At 69.7% G+C, this 20248-nt stretch carries 19 protein-coding genes and 1 pseudogene; 12 read left to right on the top strand and 8 right to left on the bottom strand.

Annotated features, from left to right (window positions below; genetic code table 11):
• Positions 1-3: 3 nt before the first annotated feature.
• Positions 4-345 carry a MerR family transcriptional regulator gene (locus AB0H37_RS43910; protein WP_360618649.1) on the top strand — a complete coding sequence of 114 codons (342 nt, stop codon included), beginning with the start codon at positions 4-6 and terminating at the stop codon, positions 343-345.
• Between the two features lie 230 nt (positions 346-575).
• Here the strand turns inward: AB0H37_RS43910 and AB0H37_RS43905 are convergent, their stop codons facing one another.
• Positions 576-2087: an MFS transporter gene (locus tag AB0H37_RS43905; RefSeq protein WP_360618646.1), complete on the bottom strand. Its 1512-nt coding sequence runs from the start codon at positions 2085-2087 to the stop codon at positions 576-578.
• A 410-nt stretch (positions 2088-2497) separates the two neighbouring features.
• Here AB0H37_RS43905 and AB0H37_RS43900 point away from each other — a divergent pair.
• Both AB0H37_RS43900 and AB0H37_RS43895 read left to right on the top strand, forming a co-directional pair.
• Positions 2498-2644 (top strand): annotated as a pseudogene (locus AB0H37_RS43900) (hypothetical protein); the annotation flags it as partial.
• A gap of 94 nt (positions 2645-2738) precedes the next feature.
• Positions 2739-2867 (top strand): hypothetical protein, encoded by a 129-nt coding sequence (locus tag AB0H37_RS43895; RefSeq protein WP_360618648.1) that lies wholly within the window; start codon positions 2739-2741, stop codon positions 2865-2867.
• On the opposite strand, the gene AB0H37_RS43890 is transcribed toward AB0H37_RS43895, so the two are convergent.
• A complete protein-coding gene (locus AB0H37_RS43890) occupies positions 2864-3637 on the bottom strand; it encodes a methyltransferase domain-containing protein (protein ID WP_360618644.1) in 774 nt (257 codons plus the stop codon). The two genes, AB0H37_RS43895 and AB0H37_RS43890, sit on opposite strands and share 4 nt — an antisense overlap.
• Before the next feature lie 70 nt (positions 3638-3707).
• Between AB0H37_RS43890 and AB0H37_RS43885 the strand changes: the two genes are divergently transcribed.
• Positions 3708-4214, top strand: coding sequence for a helix-turn-helix domain-containing protein (locus AB0H37_RS43885; RefSeq protein ID WP_360618642.1), 507 nt, complete (start codon positions 3708-3710; stop codon positions 4212-4214).
• On the opposite strand, the gene AB0H37_RS43880 is transcribed toward AB0H37_RS43885, so the two are convergent.
• The gene (locus AB0H37_RS43880; RefSeq protein WP_360618640.1) at positions 4186-5007 is read right to left on the bottom strand and encodes a MerR family transcriptional regulator; all 822 of its coding nucleotides are present in this window, start codon (positions 5005-5007) and stop codon (positions 4186-4188) included. The two genes, AB0H37_RS43885 and AB0H37_RS43880, sit on opposite strands and share 29 nt — an antisense overlap.
• A 63-nt stretch (positions 5008-5070) precedes the next feature.
• On the opposite strand from AB0H37_RS43880, the gene AB0H37_RS43875 reads away from it, so the two are divergent.
• Complete coding sequence (locus AB0H37_RS43875; protein WP_360618638.1) at positions 5071-5544, top strand: DUF6194 family protein; 474 nt, start codon at positions 5071-5073, stop codon at positions 5542-5544.
• A 160-nt stretch (positions 5545-5704) separates the two neighbouring features.
• Here AB0H37_RS43875 and AB0H37_RS43870 read toward each other — a convergent pair whose 3' ends face one another.
• Positions 5705-7186 (bottom strand): MFS transporter, encoded by a 1482-nt coding sequence (locus AB0H37_RS43870; RefSeq protein ID WP_360618636.1) that lies wholly within the window; start codon positions 7184-7186, stop codon positions 5705-5707.
• Between the two features lie 59 nt (positions 7187-7245).
• Here AB0H37_RS43870 and AB0H37_RS43865 point away from each other — a divergent pair, with 59 nt between their 5' ends.
• Positions 7246-8217, top strand: coding sequence for a WYL domain-containing protein (locus AB0H37_RS43865; protein ID WP_360618634.1), 972 nt, complete (start codon positions 7246-7248; stop codon positions 8215-8217).
• 306 nt (positions 8218-8523) lie between these two features.
• On the opposite strand, the gene AB0H37_RS43860 is transcribed toward AB0H37_RS43865, so the two are convergent.
• Positions 8524-9096 carry a TetR/AcrR family transcriptional regulator gene (locus AB0H37_RS43860; protein WP_179835650.1) on the bottom strand — a complete coding sequence of 191 codons (573 nt, stop codon included), beginning with the start codon at positions 9094-9096 and terminating at the stop codon, positions 8524-8526.
• Between the two features lie 141 nt (positions 9097-9237).
• Here AB0H37_RS43860 and AB0H37_RS43855 point away from each other — a divergent pair, with 141 nt between their 5' ends.
• Entirely contained in the window at positions 9238-10068 is an 831-nt protein-coding gene (locus tag AB0H37_RS43855) for an SDR family oxidoreductase (protein ID WP_360618632.1), read from the top strand.
• Between the two features lie 724 nt (positions 10069-10792).
• On the opposite strand, the gene AB0H37_RS43850 is transcribed toward AB0H37_RS43855, so the two are convergent.
• Positions 10793-11545 carry a TetR/AcrR family transcriptional regulator gene (locus AB0H37_RS43850; protein ID WP_329089357.1) on the bottom strand — a complete coding sequence of 251 codons (753 nt, stop codon included), beginning with the start codon at positions 11543-11545 and terminating at the stop codon, positions 10793-10795.
• A 112-nt stretch (positions 11546-11657) separates the two neighbouring features.
• Here AB0H37_RS43850 and AB0H37_RS43845 point away from each other — a divergent pair, with 112 nt between their 5' ends.
• The 4 genes from AB0H37_RS43845 (at position 11658) to AB0H37_RS43830 (ending at position 16359) form a co-directional block, all read left to right on the top strand.
• A complete protein-coding gene (locus tag AB0H37_RS43845) occupies positions 11658-13181 on the top strand; it encodes an MFS transporter (RefSeq protein ID WP_360618630.1) in 1524 nt (507 codons plus the stop codon).
• 504 nt (positions 13182-13685) lie between these two features.
• On the top strand, positions 13686-14894 hold the full coding sequence (locus AB0H37_RS43840) for a N(5)-(carboxyethyl)ornithine synthase (protein ID WP_360618628.1): 1209 nt from the start codon (positions 13686-13688) through the stop codon (positions 14892-14894).
• A 990-nt stretch (positions 14895-15884) separates the two neighbouring features.
• Complete coding sequence (locus AB0H37_RS43835) at positions 15885-16184, top strand: hypothetical protein (protein WP_360618626.1); 300 nt, start codon at positions 15885-15887, stop codon at positions 16182-16184.
• 1 nt (position 16185) lies between these two features.
• On the top strand, positions 16186-16359 hold the full coding sequence (locus tag AB0H37_RS43830) for a hypothetical protein (protein ID WP_179835654.1): 174 nt from the start codon (positions 16186-16188) through the stop codon (positions 16357-16359).
• 791 nt (positions 16360-17150) lie between these two features.
• Here AB0H37_RS43830 and AB0H37_RS43825 read toward each other — a convergent pair.
• Together AB0H37_RS43825 and AB0H37_RS43820 are read right to left on the bottom strand one after the other, a co-directional pair.
• Positions 17151-17564, bottom strand: coding sequence for an NUDIX hydrolase (locus AB0H37_RS43825; RefSeq protein ID WP_329089349.1), 414 nt, complete (start codon positions 17562-17564; stop codon positions 17151-17153).
• Between the two features lie 292 nt (positions 17565-17856).
• Positions 17857-18489 (bottom strand): hypothetical protein, encoded by a 633-nt coding sequence (locus AB0H37_RS43820; protein WP_360618623.1) that lies wholly within the window; start codon positions 18487-18489, stop codon positions 17857-17859.
• Between the two features lie 643 nt (positions 18490-19132).
• On the opposite strand from AB0H37_RS43820, the gene AB0H37_RS43815 reads away from it, so the two are divergent.
• A complete protein-coding gene (locus tag AB0H37_RS43815; RefSeq protein WP_360618621.1) occupies positions 19133-20134 on the top strand; it encodes a hypothetical protein in 1002 nt (333 codons plus the stop codon).
• The last annotated feature ends 114 nt before the right edge of the window (positions 20135-20248 follow it).

Here is a 20248-nt window from a genome sequence, read left to right as displayed (position 1 = left end):
CCGGTGCGAGACGATCTCGGCACCGGGCTCGACAGCAAGCTGGACGATGAGGACTATCCGGCTTACAGCATGGGCCGGGCCGCCGAGATCCTCGGTGTCACCCCCGGGTTCCTGCGCAGCCTGGACGCCGCCAAACTGTTCGCTCCACAACGCTCGCCCGGCGGCCACCGCCGCTATTCCCGCTACCAACTGCGCCTGGCCCAACGCGCCCGCGACCTGGTCGACCAGGGCACCGCACTGGACGCGGCCTGCCGCATCATCATCTTGGAAGACCAGCTCGCCGAAGCCCAGCGCATCAACGCCCAGCTCCAGCAGCGCATCAACGCCGACCCCCAACGACACTGATCCGCCCATGACCGACGCCCAGGATCGAAGCCGCCCCCGGCGCTCGCTGTGGACATCTACCTGTCGCCGGCGGGCGACGAGGTCATCGCGACGGTGACCGCCCACGGTCCCGGTTTCGACCCCGGCGCCGTGCCCCACCCGCTGGCTCCTTGCTCCCCTCGGGGCTACCCGGCGGCCCGCCCGTGCCAGATGTCTGGACCGGGCGGGCCGTTGAGCATGGCCGTTCCTCCTCAGCGCGGGTTGGAGGAGACGGGCGGTGCGGGCTCTTCCTGCCGCGGCCCGCCCTGCCGTGCCCGCCGCGTGGCGATCAGCGGAAAGGTCAGGCACGCGGCGGCCAGCAGAAGGGCCGACGCGGCCGTCAGGGCGGTGGTGTAGCCGTGCACCGCGGCCGCCTCCGGCCGGGAGTGCGGACGGGAGACCAGGTAGGCCGCGGCGGCGCCGGCTGCCAGAGTGTTGAGCAGCGCGGTGCCCAGGGCGGCTCCCATCTGCTGGGCGGCGTTGTAGGCGGCCGACGCGGCTCCGATCTCATGTCCGTCCATGCCCTCGGTGGCCAGGGCGGCCGTGGGGGGCATCACGCACCCGAGGCCGAGCCCGGTGAGCACGAGCGCGGGAAGCAGGTAGGCGGCGAAGACGTCCGTGTCTCCCGCCGGCAGGCGGGAGAGGACCAGCATCCCGGCGGCCGCGGCCAGCAGGCCCGGGACGATCAGCACCGCGGGCGGAACGCGGCCGTGCAGTCTCCCGGCGACGAGCACGGACCCGGCCAGCGTGGCCAGCGCGTTGATGATCAGTGTCAGGCCGGCCTGGACCGGCGAGTAGCCCAGCACCGTCTGGGTGTAGTAGCTCATGAACAGGTAGAAGCCGAACATCGCCACGAACATCAGGGTGATGGCGAGGAACGCGCCGCCTCTGGCGCGGTGCAGCAGGATCCGCGCCGGCAGCAGCGGGTGGGCCGCCCGGACCTCGACGGCGACGAACGCGGCCAGCAGCACCGTCCCGCCTGCCAGCAGTGCCTGTACCTCGGCCGAGCCCCACCCCAGTGATTCGGCCCGGTTGAACCCGTACACCACCGAGGCGAATCCGGCGAGGCTGAGCAGCGCGCCCGGGACGTCCAGCCGCCCCCGGTCGGCGATCGGCCGATCCGCCGGGACGAACGTCACGCCGAGCGCGGCGAGCAGCGCGACGGGCACGTTGATGTACAGGCACCAGCGCCAGCCGGTGTACTCGGTCAGCAGGCCCCCGGCGATCAGGCCGATCGCCGAGCCCGCCGCACCGACCGCGGCGAACACCCCGAACGCCCGGCCGCGTTCGCGTGCCCGGGTGAAGGTGGTCGCCAGCAGCGACAGCCCGGCGGGCGCGAGTACGGCGGCGAAGCATCCCTGCAGCGCCCGCGCCCCGAACAGCATCGGCGCGTCCACCGCCGCGCCGCCTAGCGCGGACGACGCCGCGAACCCGGTCAGTCCGATCAGGAACGTGCGCCGGTGGCCGACCGCACCGCTGATCCTGCCGCCGATCAGCAGCAGTCCCCCGAAGGCGAGCGCGTAGGCGGTGATCGCCCATGTCCGGTTCCCGTCCGACATCCCGAGGGCCCGCTGTGCCGACGGCAGCGCGATGTTCACGATCGTCCCGTCCAGGACCACCAGCAGCTGCGCCGCGCTCACCACCGCCAGCGTCCACCACCGCCGTCCCCACACTTCCTCTTGCCCGTCGCCGGGCGCCTGCGGTCTCTTGTCTCCGATATCCATGACTTCCAGCGTTTCGTTGAAGTCGTTCCGGAGACTTCTCGCCGCCCGCGGCTCGTCCAGCAGGGCCGGCGGCCGACGAACTTTCAACCCGCCTTCGAACCCTCCCCGCGGCAGGGAGGGTTCGAACTCCGGCTCAGGCGGGGGCGCAGAGGGATCGAGGCGAGTTCGGCCGGGTCGACGACGATGGCCTGCTTGCTCATGGCGACCCTGCTGTACCTGGTGATGCCGATGATGCTTCAGGCGCCGCGGCCTGGTCGTGCTCGTCTGGCTGATGCTCGGAGTATTGGGCGAAGCGGCCGCCGTGTTCAGCGGCCCGACCTCCGGCGAGTTCCGGATGCCCGGGACCGAGTCGCAACGCGCGATGGAGGCGCTGGAGAAGCAGCTCCCCCAGGCCGCCGTGGTCCCCCCACGTGACCGCCGCCTTCACCGCCATCGTCGCCGCCGTCGTCCTGGTCGGCACCTTCGGCTCCCTGGTGGCCGCCGGGATGACGCTGCTGAACGCGCTCGTCGGCGTCGGCGTCGGGATGGCCGGGCCGTACGCGCTGACCGGCGTGTTCAGCCTCAACGACGCCACCCCGGTCCTGGCGCTGATGCCGGGCCTCGCCGTCGGCATCGACTCGCTGTCCATGCTCCCGCTACCGGCAGCACCTCCTGGAAGGCCGGGACCCGCGGGAGGCGGCCGGATTCGCCATCGGCACCGCCGGGTCGGCGGTCGTGTTCGCCGGCGTGCCCGTGGTCATCGCCGTGGTCTGCGGAGATGACCCGAGCCGGGCCCGCTAGCTGTCCGCGCTCGGGTGGGCCCGGGCGTGGCCGAGATAGGTGACGATCGGCCTGCCCTCCGGTTCGAGCACGAAGCGCGTCACACTCGGGATCGCTTTGTCGTCGATCTTTCCCTTCCGGCGGGCGACGGTGGCCCGGACCAGGTCGAGCACGTTGGCGGGCTTGAAGGAGCAGATCTCCTCGTTGCGCAGCCCGTGGGCGGCGAGCACGGCCGCGACCTCCTCCGGCGTCCGCAGGCGGGCGGCGGCGTAGCGACCGCGCGGCATGATCCGGGTCTGCGGCAGCGTCTGGAAGGCCACGAGGTAGATCAGCCGTGAGACCGGCGTCCGGTTGACGGTGTCGTAGAACAGGACGCCGCCCGGGCGCAGCAGCCGGGCGGCGTGCGCGACGACCCGGTCGAGGGCGCCGGTGATCTCGAAGGTGTCGGCATGGAAGACGACGTCGAAGGACCGGCCGGCCAGACCGGGATCCTCCGCCGGCGCGGTCAGGTACTCGACGCCCTCCCCGGCGGCCGCCTCCACCGCCATTGCGGTCGCCTCGGGCGAGGAGTCCAGCGCGACCACTTCCAGGCCGAGGCCGGCCAGCCCCCGGGCGAGCAGCCCGCGCCCGCTGCCGACGACCAGGGCGGACCGCCCGGCCGGCGCGATCCCGAGGCGGCGCAGGACCGAGCCCACGTACTCCAGCCGGACGTCCTGGAAGGTGAGGGCCCGGATGTGGCGCCCGTCGATGACGCCGGCAGCGCCCGAGTCCAGTTCGATGATCGGTCCCATGCCGCCCTCCATTGAGTTCCCTGAGGGAACTCACTCTAGTCCCCTAAGGGAACTTAGGTAGGCTCGGGGGGTGACCAGGACCTCGCTCACCGACGTCGCGTGCTCGATCGCACGCGCCACCGACCTCTTCGCGGACGCGTGGACGGCCCTCATCATGCGCGACGTCCTGGTGGGCGTGACCCGCTTCGACGACCTGGCCCGCGACCTCGGCGTCTCGCGCAAGATCCTGGCCGCCCGGCTCTCTCGGCTGGTGGAGGAGGGCGTGCTGGTCCGTGAGCGCTACCAGGACCATCCGCCTCGCGAGCATTACCTGGCGACGGAGAAGGGCAAGGACCTCTACCCGGTCCTTCTCGCCCTCATGCGCTGGGGTGACCGCTGGTACGGGCAGTCCGGCCCGCCCGTCCGCATCCGCCACCTGGAGTGCGGCCACGACACTGAGACCGTCATGGCCTGCGGCCAGTGCGGCCGCGAGCTCACCGCCGACAACACCACTCAGCTCCCCGGCCCCGGTGGCCGCTCCGGCCCTGGCACCCGTGTGATCGGCCCCCTCATCGCGTCCCGCGAAGCCCCTGCCTGACCCCCGCACCGCCCCCACCGCCGGAGCCGCCGAGTTGCGCGGCCGTCCGGGTCGCCTCGGCGGCGTCGTTGGTCGCAGAGGCGACCGGGGAGAGGAGCGCGCTGAGGGCGGCGGCGCCGTCGAGGAGGGCTTTGGAACGAGCCGCGAGACCGGCGTCTCTGGCGTCCAGCGCGGCGGCGACGTCCTCCGTTCGGCGGGCGGCTCGCAGTTCCGGCATCATCGCGCGGAGGGACGCGATGCGGTGACCGGCCTGGCGCAGCTGGTGCACGACCCGCGCGTCGCGCACCTGGGCCGGTGTGTATCGCCGCGCTCCTCGGACGGGGCCGCGGTCGGGGACGACGAGGTCCTCCGCATCCCAGTGCCGCAGCGTCGAAGGGCGCACGCCGAGGGCGGCGGCGAGTTCGGAGACGCTCATCGCGTCCGAGGCCCTCACGTCCCCGACCGGCTCGTCGGAGATCGCCCGGACCGCCTCCCTGGCCTGCCGCAGCCTCGTCCGCTCCGCGTCGAGCCCGGCATGCGCCGCGTCGAGAAGGACCAGGACGTCCGGGGCGGGGAACCGGTGGGCGGCCCGGACGATCTTCTTGGCCTCGACCGGGCCGGCGCCCGCCGCGAGGGCGCGGTAGGCGAGCGCGGACTGCACATGCGGCTCCCCGTAGACCCGGTACCCCGTGGCCGTCCGCACCGCCGGCGGCAGGACGCCGTCGCGCTCTAGATTGCGCACCTGCTGAACGGAGTATCCGGTACGCCGCGCGACGTCGACGGTCCGCAATCCGCGCGATTTGAGACCTGACACCCCGGCATCCTCGCAGCATCGGCCAGAAGTCTCCACAAGCACGTGAATGGAACGCTGGAGCACATGACCATGGACGAGATCATCGGCTTCGTGGACGGCCTCGACGGCGTCCTCACCTTCAGGCCCGGCCCCGGCGACGGCTCACCGGAGATCAGCTGGGGCGACACGTTCTTCTACTACTCGCCCGACGGCGTCGTCCCGGCGACGACCCAGCCGTTCGCGACGATCGTGACCAAGAACTACCCCGGCGACGAGGCATCGCGCCTGGACCGGCCGGACGCCTTCCGCGTGAACGTCTCCCCGGGCAAGGAGACGTTCATCCGGTGGACCGGGCACGAACCACGCGAAGCGGCCACCGCGAAGGCCGACCCCAGCGCCGCCGACACCGTGATCGCCCACCCCGTCTACGGGACGATCGGCTGGCTCGCGGTGGTGAACCCCGGCCCGCGGACCGAAGCGGCGGTCCGGGATCTGCTGAGCACGGCTTACCGTCTCGCGCGCTCGCGCTATGAGCGACGCGCGGACGCCGCCCGGTAGCCGATCTGCTCCGAGCCCGTCGCGACCGGAGATCAGCAGGAGGACGGCAAGTCAGCACAGACCCGCGCTCTTCCGGGCCTCCGGGGCCGACCGGACCTGGCCGCGAGCGGTCACCGGCTCTCAAGGCAAGCCGAGCGGTGCGGTTCTCTCTCCCACGGGTTCACTGGTCGAGGTGCTCGGCCGCGGTCGTCGGGAGTGCGAGCATCACGAGTGCCGCCACGACGTAGAGCGCCGCAGAGATGATGAGGACGATGCTGAGCGCGTGAGCGTAGTCGGCCGGTCCTGGTGTTCCGGTTGTCGATTCGTTGACGGCAGTGAAGAAGACGGTGCCGAGGACGGCGATGCCGATGGCGCCGCCGATCTGGTTGACGGTGGAGAGCACGCCGCCCGCGGCCCCGGCGTTGCGTCCGGGGATGCCGGCGAGGACGACGTTGACGAGGATGGGGGCGGCAAGACCGAGTCCGAGGCCGCCGACGAAAAGGGCGAGGGCGAGGGGCCAGTATCCGGGATCATCGCCGTTTCTGATGATCGCCCACAGGACGAGCTGGGATGCTGCGATGGTGAGCGAGCCGGTGATCAGCAGGGCTCTCCCGGCCCTGGCGGCGAGCGCGACGCCGAGTCCTGAGGTGGTGATCGAGCCGAGCGCGTAGGGCAGGATCACCAGGCCGGTCTCCCACGCGGTGCGGCCGGTGCCGTTTTGGAGGTAGATCGACAGGGTGAGGAAGAACGATCCGATGCCGCCGAAGAAGAGCACGGACGTGCTCAGGCCGATCGCGAAGGCGCGCATTCGGAGCAGAGCCGGATCGAAGACGGGTTCGTTCCCGTGTCCGGTGAGGCGGCGCTCGTAGGCGAGGAAGATCGCCAGCACGATGATTCCGGCGGCGAGGAGTGCGTGGCTGGTCCAGGTCCATCCCCAGGTCTCGGTCTGGATGATCGGCAGGAGGAGGAGCAGGATGCCCGAGGCCGCGAGCAGCGCGCCCAGGAGGTCCAGGCGTGCGGTCGAGGTGGAGCGGGACTCCGGCAGAACCTTCGCGCCGATGACGAGCGCCAGGATCGATACGGGCACGTTGATCCAGAAGATTGTGCGCCATCCCAGGTCGAACAGGTCGCGGTCAACGAGCAGCCCGCCCAGCAGTGGGCCGGCGACCGACGCGAGTCCCTGGACCGCCCCGTAGGCGCCGAACGCCTTGGTGCGCTCGCCCGGAGCGAACGACGCCCGGATGATCCCGAACACCTGCGGGACCATGATCCCCGCAGTCAGTCCCTGCGCGGCGCGCATGCCGATGAGCATTCCCGGATCGGTGGCCAGCGCGCAGAGTGCGGAGGTGAGCATGAAGCCGGCCAGCCCGATCATGAACAGGCGTTTGCGGCCGTACTGGTCACCGAGCCGTCCGCCGGTGATCAGGCCCGCCCCCAGGGCCAGAACGTAGGCGGCGATCGTCCACTGGAGTTGGGCGTCGCCGGCCCCCAGGTCCTGGGCTATCGCCGGGGCCGCGACGGTGACGATCGTCGCGTCGAGAAGGTCCATGAAGGAGCCGAAGAGCACCACCAGGAGTGCCGCGCTCGCGCCGGCGCCGGAGACGAGCGCTGAGGAGACGGCGGGTGCATGTGTGCCCTTTGCAGGGTTGTGTGGAGCGGTCATGCCGGCCACGATGACCGCTATAGTTGCCATCGAGTGACCGCTTTAGGTGGGGAGGATCGGTGGCCGCCACTTCCGCGCGGGCGCTCAAGCTGCTGTCGATCTTCGGGATCGGCGCGACCCTGACCGCCGACGAGCTCGCCACCAGGCTCGGGACATCTGTGCGGACCGTGCGACGCGACATCGACACGCTCAGAGAACTCGGGTACGAGATCGAGGCCGTGCGCGGAGCGGGCGGAGGCTACCGGCTCGGCCGCGCCACCCGGTTGCCACCGGTCGTCTTCGACGAAGACCAGGCCGTCGCGGCGGCCGTCGCGCTCCAGACCGTCCCCACGATCCTGTCCGGCATCCGCGAGAACTCGGCCCGCGCCCTCGCCACGCTGCAGCAGGCGATGCCCGCCCGCAGCCGTGTCCACGCCGAAGCATTCACCGTCTCCGCAGCGCGCAACTACTGGGAGTTCCCCGCCGCACCCATCGACGCCGAGATCATCCGCGTCATCGGTCGCGCGATCAACCGACGGCACATGGTGCGCGTGGACTACACCGGCGAGGACGAACCGACGACGCTCACGCTGGAACCGCACGACCTCGTCGTGTGGGCGGCACGGTGGTACCTCGTCGCGTTCGAACCGGACGCGAGCCGATGGCGCGCGACGCGGATCGACCGCCTCGAACCACGCATGCCCACGGGCAGGACCTTCGAACGCCGCGACGTCCCGCACGGCGACCCGGTCGCATTCGTCATGAGCACGCACGACCGCGGCGACACCCCAGCCGAATGGCCATGCCGCGGGTCGGCGCTCGTCGCGCTACCGGCCCCCGTCGTCGCCCGGTTCGCCCCCGGCGGATCGACGGTCGAGCACGAAACCGACTCCAACTGCCGACTCACGCTGGGCGCGTGGTCATGGGCAGGACTGGCAGGACTGCTCCTGACTTTCGACGCTGACCTCACCGACATCGAACCGGCAGAACTCAGGCAGGCACTGCGCTCCCTGCGCACCCGCATCGACGAAGGACTCAGGCGCGCCATGTGAGTTCACTGGGATGCGTCGAACAGCGCCCTCCCTCGCTCGTGATCGAGGTTCCTCCCGTAGCGCGGACGACAGGGATGAGATGGGTCAGGTCGTGATCAAGGCGCGGTGTTCGGAGGCGGCCGGGTGAAGCGATCCGGCGGACGGGTGGACGCCGGATGTGCGGGGACTGACATAGAGACCATGCGCTGGAGGACACCCTTGAACGCTTTCTAGATCGCCTTCGAGGGTCGCCTCACCCCAGCCACCCCCTGACCCACTAGCAACCAAGATCAGCCGTTGGATCGACACACCCAATTCAAGGCACTTTCAGGGGCGTGGGCCGGTGCCGTGCAGCAGGGTGTCGATGATGCGGGCGGCGAGGGTGTCGGGGTCGGCGTTGTCCGGGCCATGCAGGGATTCCCCGATGAGGGCGTAGTAGACGCGGCGCACCCAGTCGAGGTCGGCTGCTTGGTCGATGAGCTTGTCGTCTTGGGCCCGCTTCAGCACGGTGGTGCAGCGGCGGGCGATGTCCTGCTGGATGGCGGCGGCCTCGCTGCCCGGGTCTGCGGGCAGTTCCAAGGCGAACGCCCAGGCGCTCTTGACCTGGAGGACGTTGGCTGTGATCCGGTGCATCGCCACCAGCGGCGGGGCGGTGTCCGGCCTGCCGTCGGCCACCGCCTGAGCGAGCTGGCGGGCCGCGGACGAGGCCAGTGCCTCGATCAGCGCCTGGCGATTGGCGAACCGCCGGTGGACCGTCGTCCGGGCCACTCCCGCGGCCGCGGCAATCTGCTCCATGGACGCGCCGGGCTCCTTGGCGAGCACCTGCTCGGCCGCCTCCAGGATGGCGCGCACACTCCGCTCCGCGTCCGCCCGCAACGATCGGGCCGCTGTCTCCTCCATCGCGCCTCCCGTTAGGCCGTTTACCCACAAACACGATACATCCTGGTCACGGGGTTGGCGATACCTGCAACATGCCTGTTGCAGCTAATCGGATTTCTGTTACTCTTCCGTCCAAGTTACCCACGACTGAAGGAGCACCACGTGCGCAGCACTGCCCTGATCACGGGAGCGTCGTCCGGCCTCGGCGCGGAGTTCGCCACCCAGCTCGCCGCCCGCGGACACGAGGTGATCCTGGTGGCCCGGTCGGGCGACCGGCTTGCCGCCCTCGCCAAGCGCCTGGTCGACGAGCACGGCGTCCGCGCCCATGTGCTGGTCCAAGACCTCGCCGAGCCGGACGCGGCCCGCCGCATCGCCCACGAGCTGACCGCCCGCGGTCTGAGCGTCGATCTGCTGGTCAACAACGCCGGCTTTGGCACCTGCGGCCGCTTCGAGGAGATATCGGGGGCCCGCGACCACGACCAGCTGATGGTCAATGTCGTCGCGCTCGTCGACCTCACCCATGAGCTGCTGCCCGGCATGCTGGAGCGCGGCCGCGGCTCAGTTGTCAACGTCGCCTCCAACGCCGCGTTCCAGCCCTCCCCGTACTTCGCCGTCTACGGCGCGGCCAAGGCCTTCGTGCTGAACTTCGGCCTCGCGCTGCGACAGGAATATCGTCGGCGCGGCATCCGCGTGCTCACTTTGTGCCCCGGCCCGGTCGAGACCGCCTTCTTCGACACCATCGGCACCCGGCAGGCGGCCGTCACCGGCTCCATGACCACCCCGGAGCCCGTCGTCCGCGCCGCTCTGCGCGCATTGGAGCGCGACCGCGGCTATATCGCCCCCGGGCTCGGCAACGCCGTGGCCGCGCACCTGACACCCCGCCGCCCCCGAACCCTGGTCGCCGCCATCGCCGAACGCATCACCCGCAAGGTCCTGACCCCACCCTCCGGCCCCTCGGCCGCCACCTCGACAGCGCGGGAGGACGCTGCGTGAGATCCTTCGCCGCCTCCGCCGGCGCGGCCTCGGCGATGCTGCTGGCCGGCACCTCGACCGCGGTCTCCGCCACCATCGCCGACTACCCGGTCCTTCCTGGGCAGGCCCTGCGCATGCGCTTGCATGACGTCCGTCCTGCTCTTCGTGGCCCCCACTCCCGAACTGCTCACGGGCCGCCACGCGCTGCCGGACGTCCTGGCCCGCATGCGCCCGGACGCCGCCTAGTTCGAAGGTCGTGTCCGGCGACCGCCTCCTCCACCTGCGCGGGCTACCGCGCGTCGGCTCGGCAACGCGAAGCCGCGTGTCGCCGGCCGGGAAGACGGCCGGTTGGCGGGTCACGGCCGTGACGGTGTGGCCTTCGGCGAGCGCCTGCCGGGTGGCCAGCCGCCCAGCAGGGCCGTTCGCCGCACCACCCGCGGCTGGGCCTGGTCGGCCGTCGAGGAGCTATAAGCGTCCCGCCGGCCGTCCGACGACGGGGCACCGGGTCGCCTCGGCGGCCCGGTTGCGGTCACCGGTGCCCCCGCTCACCGGTCCCGCCCTCGGCCAGGGGCGGCGTGCGCCAGTGGAGTTTGAGCAATGATGACGTCGGAGGAAGGACACCTCGTCCAGGGCGCGGAGCTCGGCGAGGAAGGCGATCTATTCGTCAGCGTGGACGGCGAGCTGCACGGCGGTGCCTAGCAACGCCGCTCAGAAGCCCGTGAGCCGCTAGATCTTGGTGTTCGGCTCAAGTCGATCTTTGGGTGTGGGTTGACTTCCTGGCGAGCCACGCCTCCAGGCCGTCCAGTAGGCGCTCCAGCCCGAAGTCGAACCCGTCTTCCTGGCCCTTCTCGAGATGCACGTCCTTGTTCTCCAGCCACCACGCGCTGAGGTTCGGATGGTCGGCGGCGATGCGCTGGATGTAGGGCTCCATCTTGTCGACGATGTCGTTGGCGTTCTGCCCGGTCCGGGCGGTCATCGTCCGCGTGGCCGCCTCGGTCACGGCCGTGCCGATGGCGTGCGACGTCAGCAGCGAGCTGGCCCAGGAGATCTCCTGACCCGTGAACCCGGCCGCCGTCAGCAACCCGATCGCCCTGTCGCCCACCCTCATCGCGTTGGGGCCGATGTTGGGCTTGACGCCGAAGATGCCGATCGCCCACGGGTGGCGGAGGATCATCGACCGCATCCCGCGGGCGTAGTCGCCGGCCGCGACGCGCCAGCCGACCTCGGCGGCGTCGGGGCCCACGACCTCGCCCATGATCTCGTCGATGGCGAGCTCGAGCAGCTCGTCCTTGTTCGCGACGTAGAAGTACAGGGACGTCGCGCCGGCACCGATCGTCGCACCGAGCCTGCGCATGCTCAGGCCGTCCAGGCCCTCGGCGTCGAGCAGCTCGACCGCCGCGGTCACGATCTCCTCGCGGCTCAGCTGCGGCCTGCCCCGCCGGGCCCTGACCGGACGCATCCAGACAGAGTCGGTGATCGGGTCGGTGTCGCGGGGCATGCGCAGTCCTTCGGGGCGGCGGAGTCGACGAGCTCCAGCGTACCGGCTTGCGCACGCTGTTCGAATATTAGTACAGTGTGCGAAAAATCGTGCACTGTACTAACGGAGAGCCATGTCGTCCCCGCACCCCCGCCGGTGGTGGATCCTCGGCGTCCTCTGCCTGAGCCTCCTCGTCGTCGTCGTCGACAACACCGTCCTCAACGTCGCGATCCCGTCGCTGATCCGCGACCTGCACGCGAGCAACTCCGACATCCAGTGGATCCTCGACGCCTACATCGTGGTCTTCGCGGGTCTGCTGCTGACGGCGGGCGCGCTGTCGGACCGGTTCGGCCGCCGGCGCGGCCTGATCATCGGGCTGGTGTTGTTCGGCGGCGCCTCGGTGCCCGCCGCCTTCGCCGACTCGCCCGGCCAGCTCATCGCCGCCCGCGCGCTGATGGGGGTGGGCGGCGCGTTCCTCATGCCGGGAACACTGTCGATCCTCACCAACGTCTTCGACGAGGAGGAGCGCAAGAAGGCGATCGCCATCTGGAGCTCGGTCCTCATGCTCGGGGCGCTCGGCGGCCCCGTCGTCGGCGGCCTGCTGCTGGAGCACTTCTGGTGGGGATCGGTGTTCCTGATCAACATCCCCATCGCCGCTCTCGCCGTCATCGCGACCGTGCTGATCATCCCCGAGTCGCGCGGCCCGGCCGGCCGGCCCGACCTCGTCGGCGCCGTCCTGTCGACCGTCGGCATGACGGCCCTGGTCTGGAGCGTCATCTTCATCCCGCGGGACGGCTGGTCCGCCCCGCAGGTGCACATCGGGTTCGCGGTCTCGGTCCTGGCGCTGGTGGGCTTCGCCCTCTGGGAGCGGCGCGTCAGCGAGCCCATGCTGCCGGTGAAGCTGTTCCGCGACCGCAACTTCAGCGGCGCCAGCCTGTCGATCGTGCTGCTGTCGTTCTCCTCCGGCGGCCTGATGCTGGCGCTCACCCAGTACCTGCAGTTCGTGCTCGGATACAGCCCGATGAAGACCGGCCTCGCGTTCATCCCGCTGCTCGTCGCCGTGATGGCCTTCAACGGCATCGGGGTGGTGGTGGACAAGAAGCTCGGCGCCCGCGTCGCCCTCGCCGCGGGCCTCGTGCTCCTGGCCGGAGGGTTCGGCCTGCTCGCGATGATGTCGCCGGGTGACGGTTATCCCCGCCTCGTCATCGCGCTCGTCGTGATGGGCATGGGCAGCGGGACCGCCGGCCCCGCCGCCTACGGCACGCTGCTGGGCGCCCTCCCGCCCGAGCGGGCCGGCGTTGGCTCCGCCGTCAACGACACCGTCCAGCAGGTCGGCCAGGCGCTCAGCGTGGCCATCCTCGGCAGCGTCCTCACCGCCGCCTACACCGACGCGATGCCCGAGAACGTCACGGGCCCGGCCCGCGACTCCATCGGCAACGCGCTGGCCATCGCCGCCGCCCGGGGGGACGTCGCCCTGGCCGGCGCCGCGAAGAGCGCCTTCGTCGACGCGATGTCGTTCACCGCGATCGCCGGAGTGTTCGGCGGCCTGGCCGCCGCGGTCCTGGCCTTCGTGGTGCTGCGCCCGCCCTCGCACAATGCGGAGACCTCGCTACCCGAAGGCGTCCCCGACGTGGACGGTCAGCCCACCGCCCACTGAACAAGGCCGCTGGAGCGGTGTCTCGTCGGCGCAGGCCAGGGCGTCCCGCACGCGGCGGGACGCCCTGGCCCGATGGGTTCGGACGTCGCCGTCACGGTCGAGACCGTGACGCTGGCGGGGTCGCGGCCCCCGACGCGCGGGTGGTCGTGACCGGACGCAACGCAGGCTTCGCCCACGGCTGCCACGCGGACCCGGTCCCCTGGCTCGTGTTCGTCAACCCGGACGCGGTGCCCACGCCCGGCAGACATCAAGGCGTTGCTCGACTGCGCGGGTCGATCCGCGGGCCGGGATCGTTGGGGGACGCTGCGTGGCGCCCGAGGGTTCGGCCGCGGTCGCGGTGGGGACGGCGGGGGCTGCGTCAACGTTCTGCTTCGCCTTCCTGCGTGCGCTTTTGGCGAGGTCGTCGCCTGCGCATCCTGAAGTAGGGTCATACAAGCCGGGGAACTGCGACATCCAGCCCTGAGGCTGACTCGCCCCACCGGCTTTCCCCCGAGAGGGGATGTCTTGCCGATCTCGAATGAACCTCGGCGTTCCGGCGCCGTCGCGACACAGAACGACCCGAAGCCCGGCCGGAGCCTCGGCGTCCTGGCGCACACGGCCAAGGAGAACGAGCACCGGCAGCCGATACATCCGCTGCACCTCCGGCGGATCGACCCCGGCCTGCGGTCGCGCATCTACCTCGAACGCGGCTACGGCGAACCCTTCGGCATCTCGGACGAGGAGCTCGCTCCCCAGGTCGCCGGGCTGCTCCCCCGCGACGGGCTCATCGCCCGCTGCGACGTCGTCCTGCTGCTCAAACCACTGGCCAACGACCTCAAGGAACTGCGCCCCGGCCAGATCCTGTGGGGCTGGCCGCACTGCGTCCAGGACCGGGAACTCACCCAGACCGCCATCGACGGGCGGCTCACCCTGATCGCGTTCGAGGCGATGAACCACTGGACGGCCGACGGCGGGTTCAACCTCCACGTGTTCCACAAGAACAACGAACTCGCCGGCTACTGCTCGGTCCTGCACGCCCTCGCCCTCACCGGCTCCACCGGCGCCTACGGCCGGCGACGCCGCGCCGCCGTCATCAGCTTCGGGGCGACCGCCCGGGGCGCGGTCACCGCCCTCAACGCCCACGGCGTCCTCGACGTCCACGTCCTGACCCACCGGGGCGTCAGCGCCGTCGGCTCGCCCATCCACTCGGCACAGATCGTCCATTTCGATCGCGACCCCGAGGCACCCGCCCGCACCCGCGCCCTCACCGACGACGGCCCGATCGCGACGGCTGCCTTCCTCGCCCGGCACGACATCGTCGTCAACTGCGTCCTGCAGGACACCGGCGCCCCGCTGATGTTCGCCACCAACGACGACCTGCCGCTCTTCTCCCCCGGCACCCTCGTCGTCGACGTCTCATGTGACGAGAGCATGGGCTTCGAATGGGCCCGGCCGACCACCTTCACCGACCCCATGTTCGCCATCGGTCAAAACATCCACCACTACGGCGTCGACCACAGCCCCTCCTACCTGTGGGACTCCGCGACCTGGGAGATCAGCCAGGCCCTGATCCCGCACCTGGCGACGGTCCTCACCGGCCCCGACGCCTGGGACGCCGACAAGACCATCCGGCAGGCCATCGAGATCCGCGACGGCGTCGTCCAGAACCCCGCCATCCTGTCGTTCCAGCACCGCTCCCCCGACTACCCGCACACAACCGGCCGACCAGCCTGAAGACGTTCCGGCGACGGCCCTGCCGCGTTCAGGCACCCCCGATCTGGACGCCCGCATCGCCCGGGATGGCTCTCAGCCATCCTGGGTGTAGGAGTGATCGGTGGCCGTTCAGTGCCGCGGGTCGCCCTGCTCACCAACTGGCGCCCGGCCTCACGCCGGTTCCGACGGCTTCCACGGTACGGTCGCGCTCCGGGCCGAATTGCCTGCGCAGCCGAGCACGCCGCCGCATCGTCCACGCTGCCTGCCCTTCCGAAACACCCCAGACCACTGTTCAGATAAGGGGCGTCTCTATTTGGCATCCGAAACCCAGGAAACCTGAGGCGGTCAAGCAAAAATCAGGCGCAGCTAGAAATCTCCCTGGCGCATATGCCGGCTTTCGGGGCCGCCCGCAGGCCTTCCAAAGGGCGGCCCCGGAAAAATCCGGCCGGCCCCCCGACATAGCGGACCATCTCTCAGTGAGCTGATCCGCGACGCCGCGACAGAGGACGAACTGCCCGCATAAATGGACGACGCGGTCCGGGGTACCGGGGTCAACGCATTGGAAGGGACCCCGGCACCCTGCCACCCACTACCAGTTGCGCCTGGTGCACCGCGCCCGCAACCAGGTCGACCAGGGCACCGCGCCGGACGCGGCCTCCCACATCGTCATCCTGGGAGACCAACTCGTCGAAGCCACGCGCGTCAACATTCACTTCCAGCAACGCCTCGGCCCAACAAAACCGCCCCTGAACGAGACTGACCCCGCCCGCGACCGCCACCACTGGCCAGAGTCGCCCTCCCTAGTCATGCTCTGCCGGGATCGCCGCCACCTTGCGGGAACGGCCGCGGAGACCCGTGGGGAAATCTGGTCGCCGTGGCGTGAAGCGAGCAGCCCCGGATCAACGCAGCCGCGTCGAGTTCAAGGTTGTCCCACCCTATGGATGTGTCCGCACCCATAGGGTGGCTGTAAGGGGTGTGGCCACACCCCTTACAGCGAGAGGCACCGGCCCCATGAGGCTCGAACTCACCAACTCCGAAGCCCTGCACGGTTGGGGCGTCGTCAACAACAGCGCCGATTGGCACGCCCAGCGTAATCTCAAGCCCCCTGCCACCGAACAGGCAGTCGGAGACATCCTCTTCACGGCTTACCACTGCCGGACCGACACCACGACCACCGTCGAGCTCACCGACGACGAGCGCGCGAGCCTCGCCGAGCTGATCAGCGAACACATCGCAACGTGGGCGAAGCGCGGCCAGGAGAACGCCGCATCACCTCACCTGCGCTCACTGGTCGTGAAGCTGGGCGGTTGACATGCCCACACCTGGCAGCCCACAACGCAGGTTCCGCCTCGCCGACGATGCCCTTTGGGCCGAGTACGGCCAGGCGTGCCGCGACGTCAACGGCAGCGCGGACCGCAGTGACGACATCCGCAAACACGTCGAGGCCGTCGTCGCCGAATGGAAGAAACGACGCGAGGCGAGCTGATCGAGCCCGGGCCCGGCGATCCCGGCGGCCGCGCTGCCCATGACCGTCCTCACGCTCCTCGCGTCAGCGCAAGGTCCTCAAGGCGGCCAGTGCAGCTTTCGTCGCCGAACTCGGCCGCCCCGGACGACGCAATCACGATGATCGACCGTCGCTCCGAGCGGTTCGGAAATCTGCGAAGCGTACGAATCTGAGGGCGGCGGCTCCCCCACTAGCACCCGAGCCTGCGAAGCGGTCATCGGGACACACGAGAGCGCGCCGTAGACAAAGCCCTGACCTGCGGAAACTTGGAGTGGGCGATACTGGGTTCGAACCAGCGGCCTCTTCGGTGTGAACACGAGCGTTCAAGGCCAGGACAAGCCACCTCTCGACATTGTCGCTGGTGTGACCGCATCCTTCACCAACCCACAGCGCGCTTCGACGAAGCTCAAGTCCGTTGGGCTCTCCCGCAATTAGCGCCTGCGGCCACGGACAGCAGCCGAGTTGACCTCAACGCCGAGGATCTCGCGGTGCCGTCGGCGTTGTCGCCGGGGGCCACCAACACGTGCACGTTCACGATCCGGCCGCACTCACGGACCTTCTTTGGCCCCCAACAACGACACTCTGTTCACCTACAACGACCGCACTCTGAGACGACTCAAAGTCTGCGGTGCAGTTCCGGATCAAGCGGCCGGGTCGATGAAGCCGGCATCCCCGGGTGCCGATCATCGTCCAAGAGGGCGAGATAACAGTCCTTCAGTGCCTTCGGCCAGCCGCCGAACTCGAAGGCCTGCAGCCCTCGCCCCGGCTCCCGGTCAACTCCGGCTGAACCACGCCTCGATCGAGCGTTTGTAGCCGTCGGGGATGCGCAGAGCGTGGACCTGACCGGCGGTGAACAGGCCGAGCTGCTGGTGCTCATGGCTCACGACGGGTTCGGTGTCTGGAGTCAGGACGGTGCAGCCATAGGTGACGATGACAACGCGCCGCTTCGGCGACGTCTCGGGCAGCGGCTGATAGATCCACACGTCCAGGAGCGGACCCGCTTTGACGCTCCAGCCGGTCTCTTCCTGGATCTCTCGTTCCACAGCCGCCTCGGGGCTGCCATCACCGGGTTCCAAGCGGCCTCCGGGCAGCTCCCATTCGTCGCGTTCGTTCTTCACCAGCGCCACGCGGCCGCCAACCACTGCGACGCCTTTGATGGATACCGGCCAATTCGGGGGCTTGTTCACCAAGGCAGACCTCGTAGTCAGCGGCCAGGGTGCATATGGGCTCGTGGGGATGGATGTTGCGCGACCGGGCAGGTGTGACGATGCGGAACCTAGCACGTCTTCCCAGCGACGGGCGTGGGAGAGGAGATGCCCGAATCGACACCCTGTCGCTAGACCCCCCACCTGCAAGCCGTGAGCAGTGGGGCCAGTCATCAACCGAAAGCCCGGCGAGCCGGTTGCCCCCGGAGATGGTGTACAAGTTTCCGCTGATGGCTCAGATAACGGACTCGGACCCTTGTTACATGAACGGCGTTCAGGCGACGTGATTCTGGATCGACGCCTCGGGGGGACTGTGCTGCAACGCGGACGGAAAATGCACGAACCCTCGGCGCCGCCGCCCGGCGAGCATGACGCTGAGCTCCGGTCGGTAGGTGGCCGGGCAGATCCCGTCGTACCCGTGCCTCACGATCCCCCAGTAGATGTCCTCCGACACCACGAGGACCAGTGGAGAGGCGCATGACCGCAGGCATCTCTTCAGCTTCTGCGCGTCGAGCAGCCAGCATGCGAGATCCACCTCCTCTCCGAAGTAACCGTTTTCGTCCCTATGGACTTCTCCAGCATGTACCACGGCTCGTAACCTCAAGCCGAGACGGGGCAGCTCGGCGGGCGGGACGGAGGCGTTGTACTCGACGAGCTGGCGCGTGAGCGCTGGTACCAGCCTTGTTAACAGGAGCGTTTTGGGCAGCTCGTCCACCGGATGGATCAGGACGAGCACTCCATCTCCTCGGTCCTCGAGAGGATCGCATCGGTGGCCGTCTATGCCCGTGTGGCTCATCGCGACGGCGAGCATGCGGTACACGCACGAGCGCAGTTCATGCCTCACCGGGTTCGTTCGCACGGCCGCCGTCGAACCCTCGATGTCGATCGCAAGGATGCTCCTGTGCACTGAGCCCCTTTCCACCTTGCCCACAAGGTCACAGGTGATGGCGACGGGCAGGGGTGGCCGGTGACGCGGCGAGGCTCCAGGGAAGAGCGATGCCGACCGAAACAACCGCCTTGCCGGGCGACTCTGGTGCGCTCCACCGTGCTGCGCTGGATTCGCCGCTCGCTACCCGCACCCTCGTGGCCGAGTTGGTCGCCGACCCCGCGGTCGTATCGGATCGTGCCGCCGCGCATTGCCGCCCGCCTCGGAAGCGCCCACACAACTACGGGACGTTCGTCCGCCCGGCTTTCACGTTCCCGCGCCGGACGGGATTCTGTGGGTGTCGGGACCGCTGCACGGCCCGGTCCACGACCTGACCGCGGTCCGGATCTGGGGCGTCATCCGGGCACTGGCCGCCAGCGGGCTGCTCATGCGGCCGACAAGGCCTACCAGGGCGCCGGCGCGCACACCTCACGCCTCACAAGGGACGCGACAAGCCCGAACCGCAAAAGTGCGCCAACCGCGCACACGCCAAGCTCCGCGGCACCGGCGAACGCGCGAACGCGCAGCTTCGCTACTGGATCGGCGTTCGCCGGACGATGCACCGAAGAACTCGTCCCGTAAACGCCGTTGCCGGTGTAGCCAAGGCGGGTTCATCGTAGTCGCCATGAAACTCGACTGGGCCTATTTCCGTCGGCTCTACGAAGAGCTGCACGACCGCCACGACGCCGCTGGGCGTCAGGAATACCTGGTCGGTCAGCAGCCGACGGCGGCCGCGCATCTGGCCGAGCTGGCGACGCTGCGCAAACGGGAGCCGATCCCCGCCGGCGGGTACACCGGCGACGACGAGCAGCCATGGCGGATCATGAAGCTGTACGCGCTGAGCCGGGTCAGCGACTACCTGATCGAACTTTTCTGCCCCGCGGGGGACCCGCCCCAGGGATTCGGAGTCACCGGAGGACGCGCCGTCATCGAGGGCAGTTCCACCCACAGGCTGGAACTCGGCGGGTGGCGGATCAACGCCACCCCAGGGTGGATGGGCTCTCGCAGGGTGGAGCTCGACGGGCTGGCTGCCTACACCGGCTTCTTCACCGAGATCGGGCTGACCCCGTTCGAGCACGCCGAGGCGTTCTCCCCGTTCCACCACGAGATCTTCGCCGTGATGCAAGATCCCTCCGCGACGCGCGTGACCGTTGAGGAGGTGCTGTGGCCCGGTTTCTGGTTCGGTGACCTGCTGTTCAGCCGCGCCGGTGTGCGGGTGCGGGCACCACGGCACCTGATCGACGCCGCGGTGGCCACCACCTCGACGCTGTACTTCACCTCCCGCCGCGAGCCGCGTCCCACCCGTGACCTGTCGCACGGCTGGGGATCCAACTCGCAATGGCGCACGGACTTCCACCGGTTCTACTCCGACGAGGACGGCCTGCACCTCAATTGGGACGGCCAAGTGGACATCGGCGAAGACCCTCCACAACAGCCGGCCGACCAACTCGACGACCCGGACCCACTGGACCAGCGCCGCGAACTGCTCCTGCACCGCTGTTTCGTCCGCAATACGCTGCCACGCGACGAGGACGACCGGTTTCCTTACGACGACCGGCTCAGCCTCACCACCGCGGAGTGGCCGCTACGGCCAGAGTCGATCGTGCACGTGCCATGGACACGGTGAGGTCCCCGAGACGAGGACGGGTCTATCGGGGCGCTTTGAGGGTCATGGATGGTGTGCGGTCCGTTCGATGGCGATGCGGGTGAGTTCCACGCGTGAGGCGATGCTGAGCTTGCC

Source organism: Actinomadura sp. NPDC023710, from assembly GCF_040639875.1.
GTDB classification, from domain to species: Bacteria; Actinomycetota; Actinomycetes; order Streptosporangiales; family Streptosporangiaceae; genus Spirillospora; species Spirillospora citrea.
The sequence above is the reverse complement of the archived record's forward strand: the minus strand, read 5'-3'. Positions and strand labels throughout refer to the sequence as shown.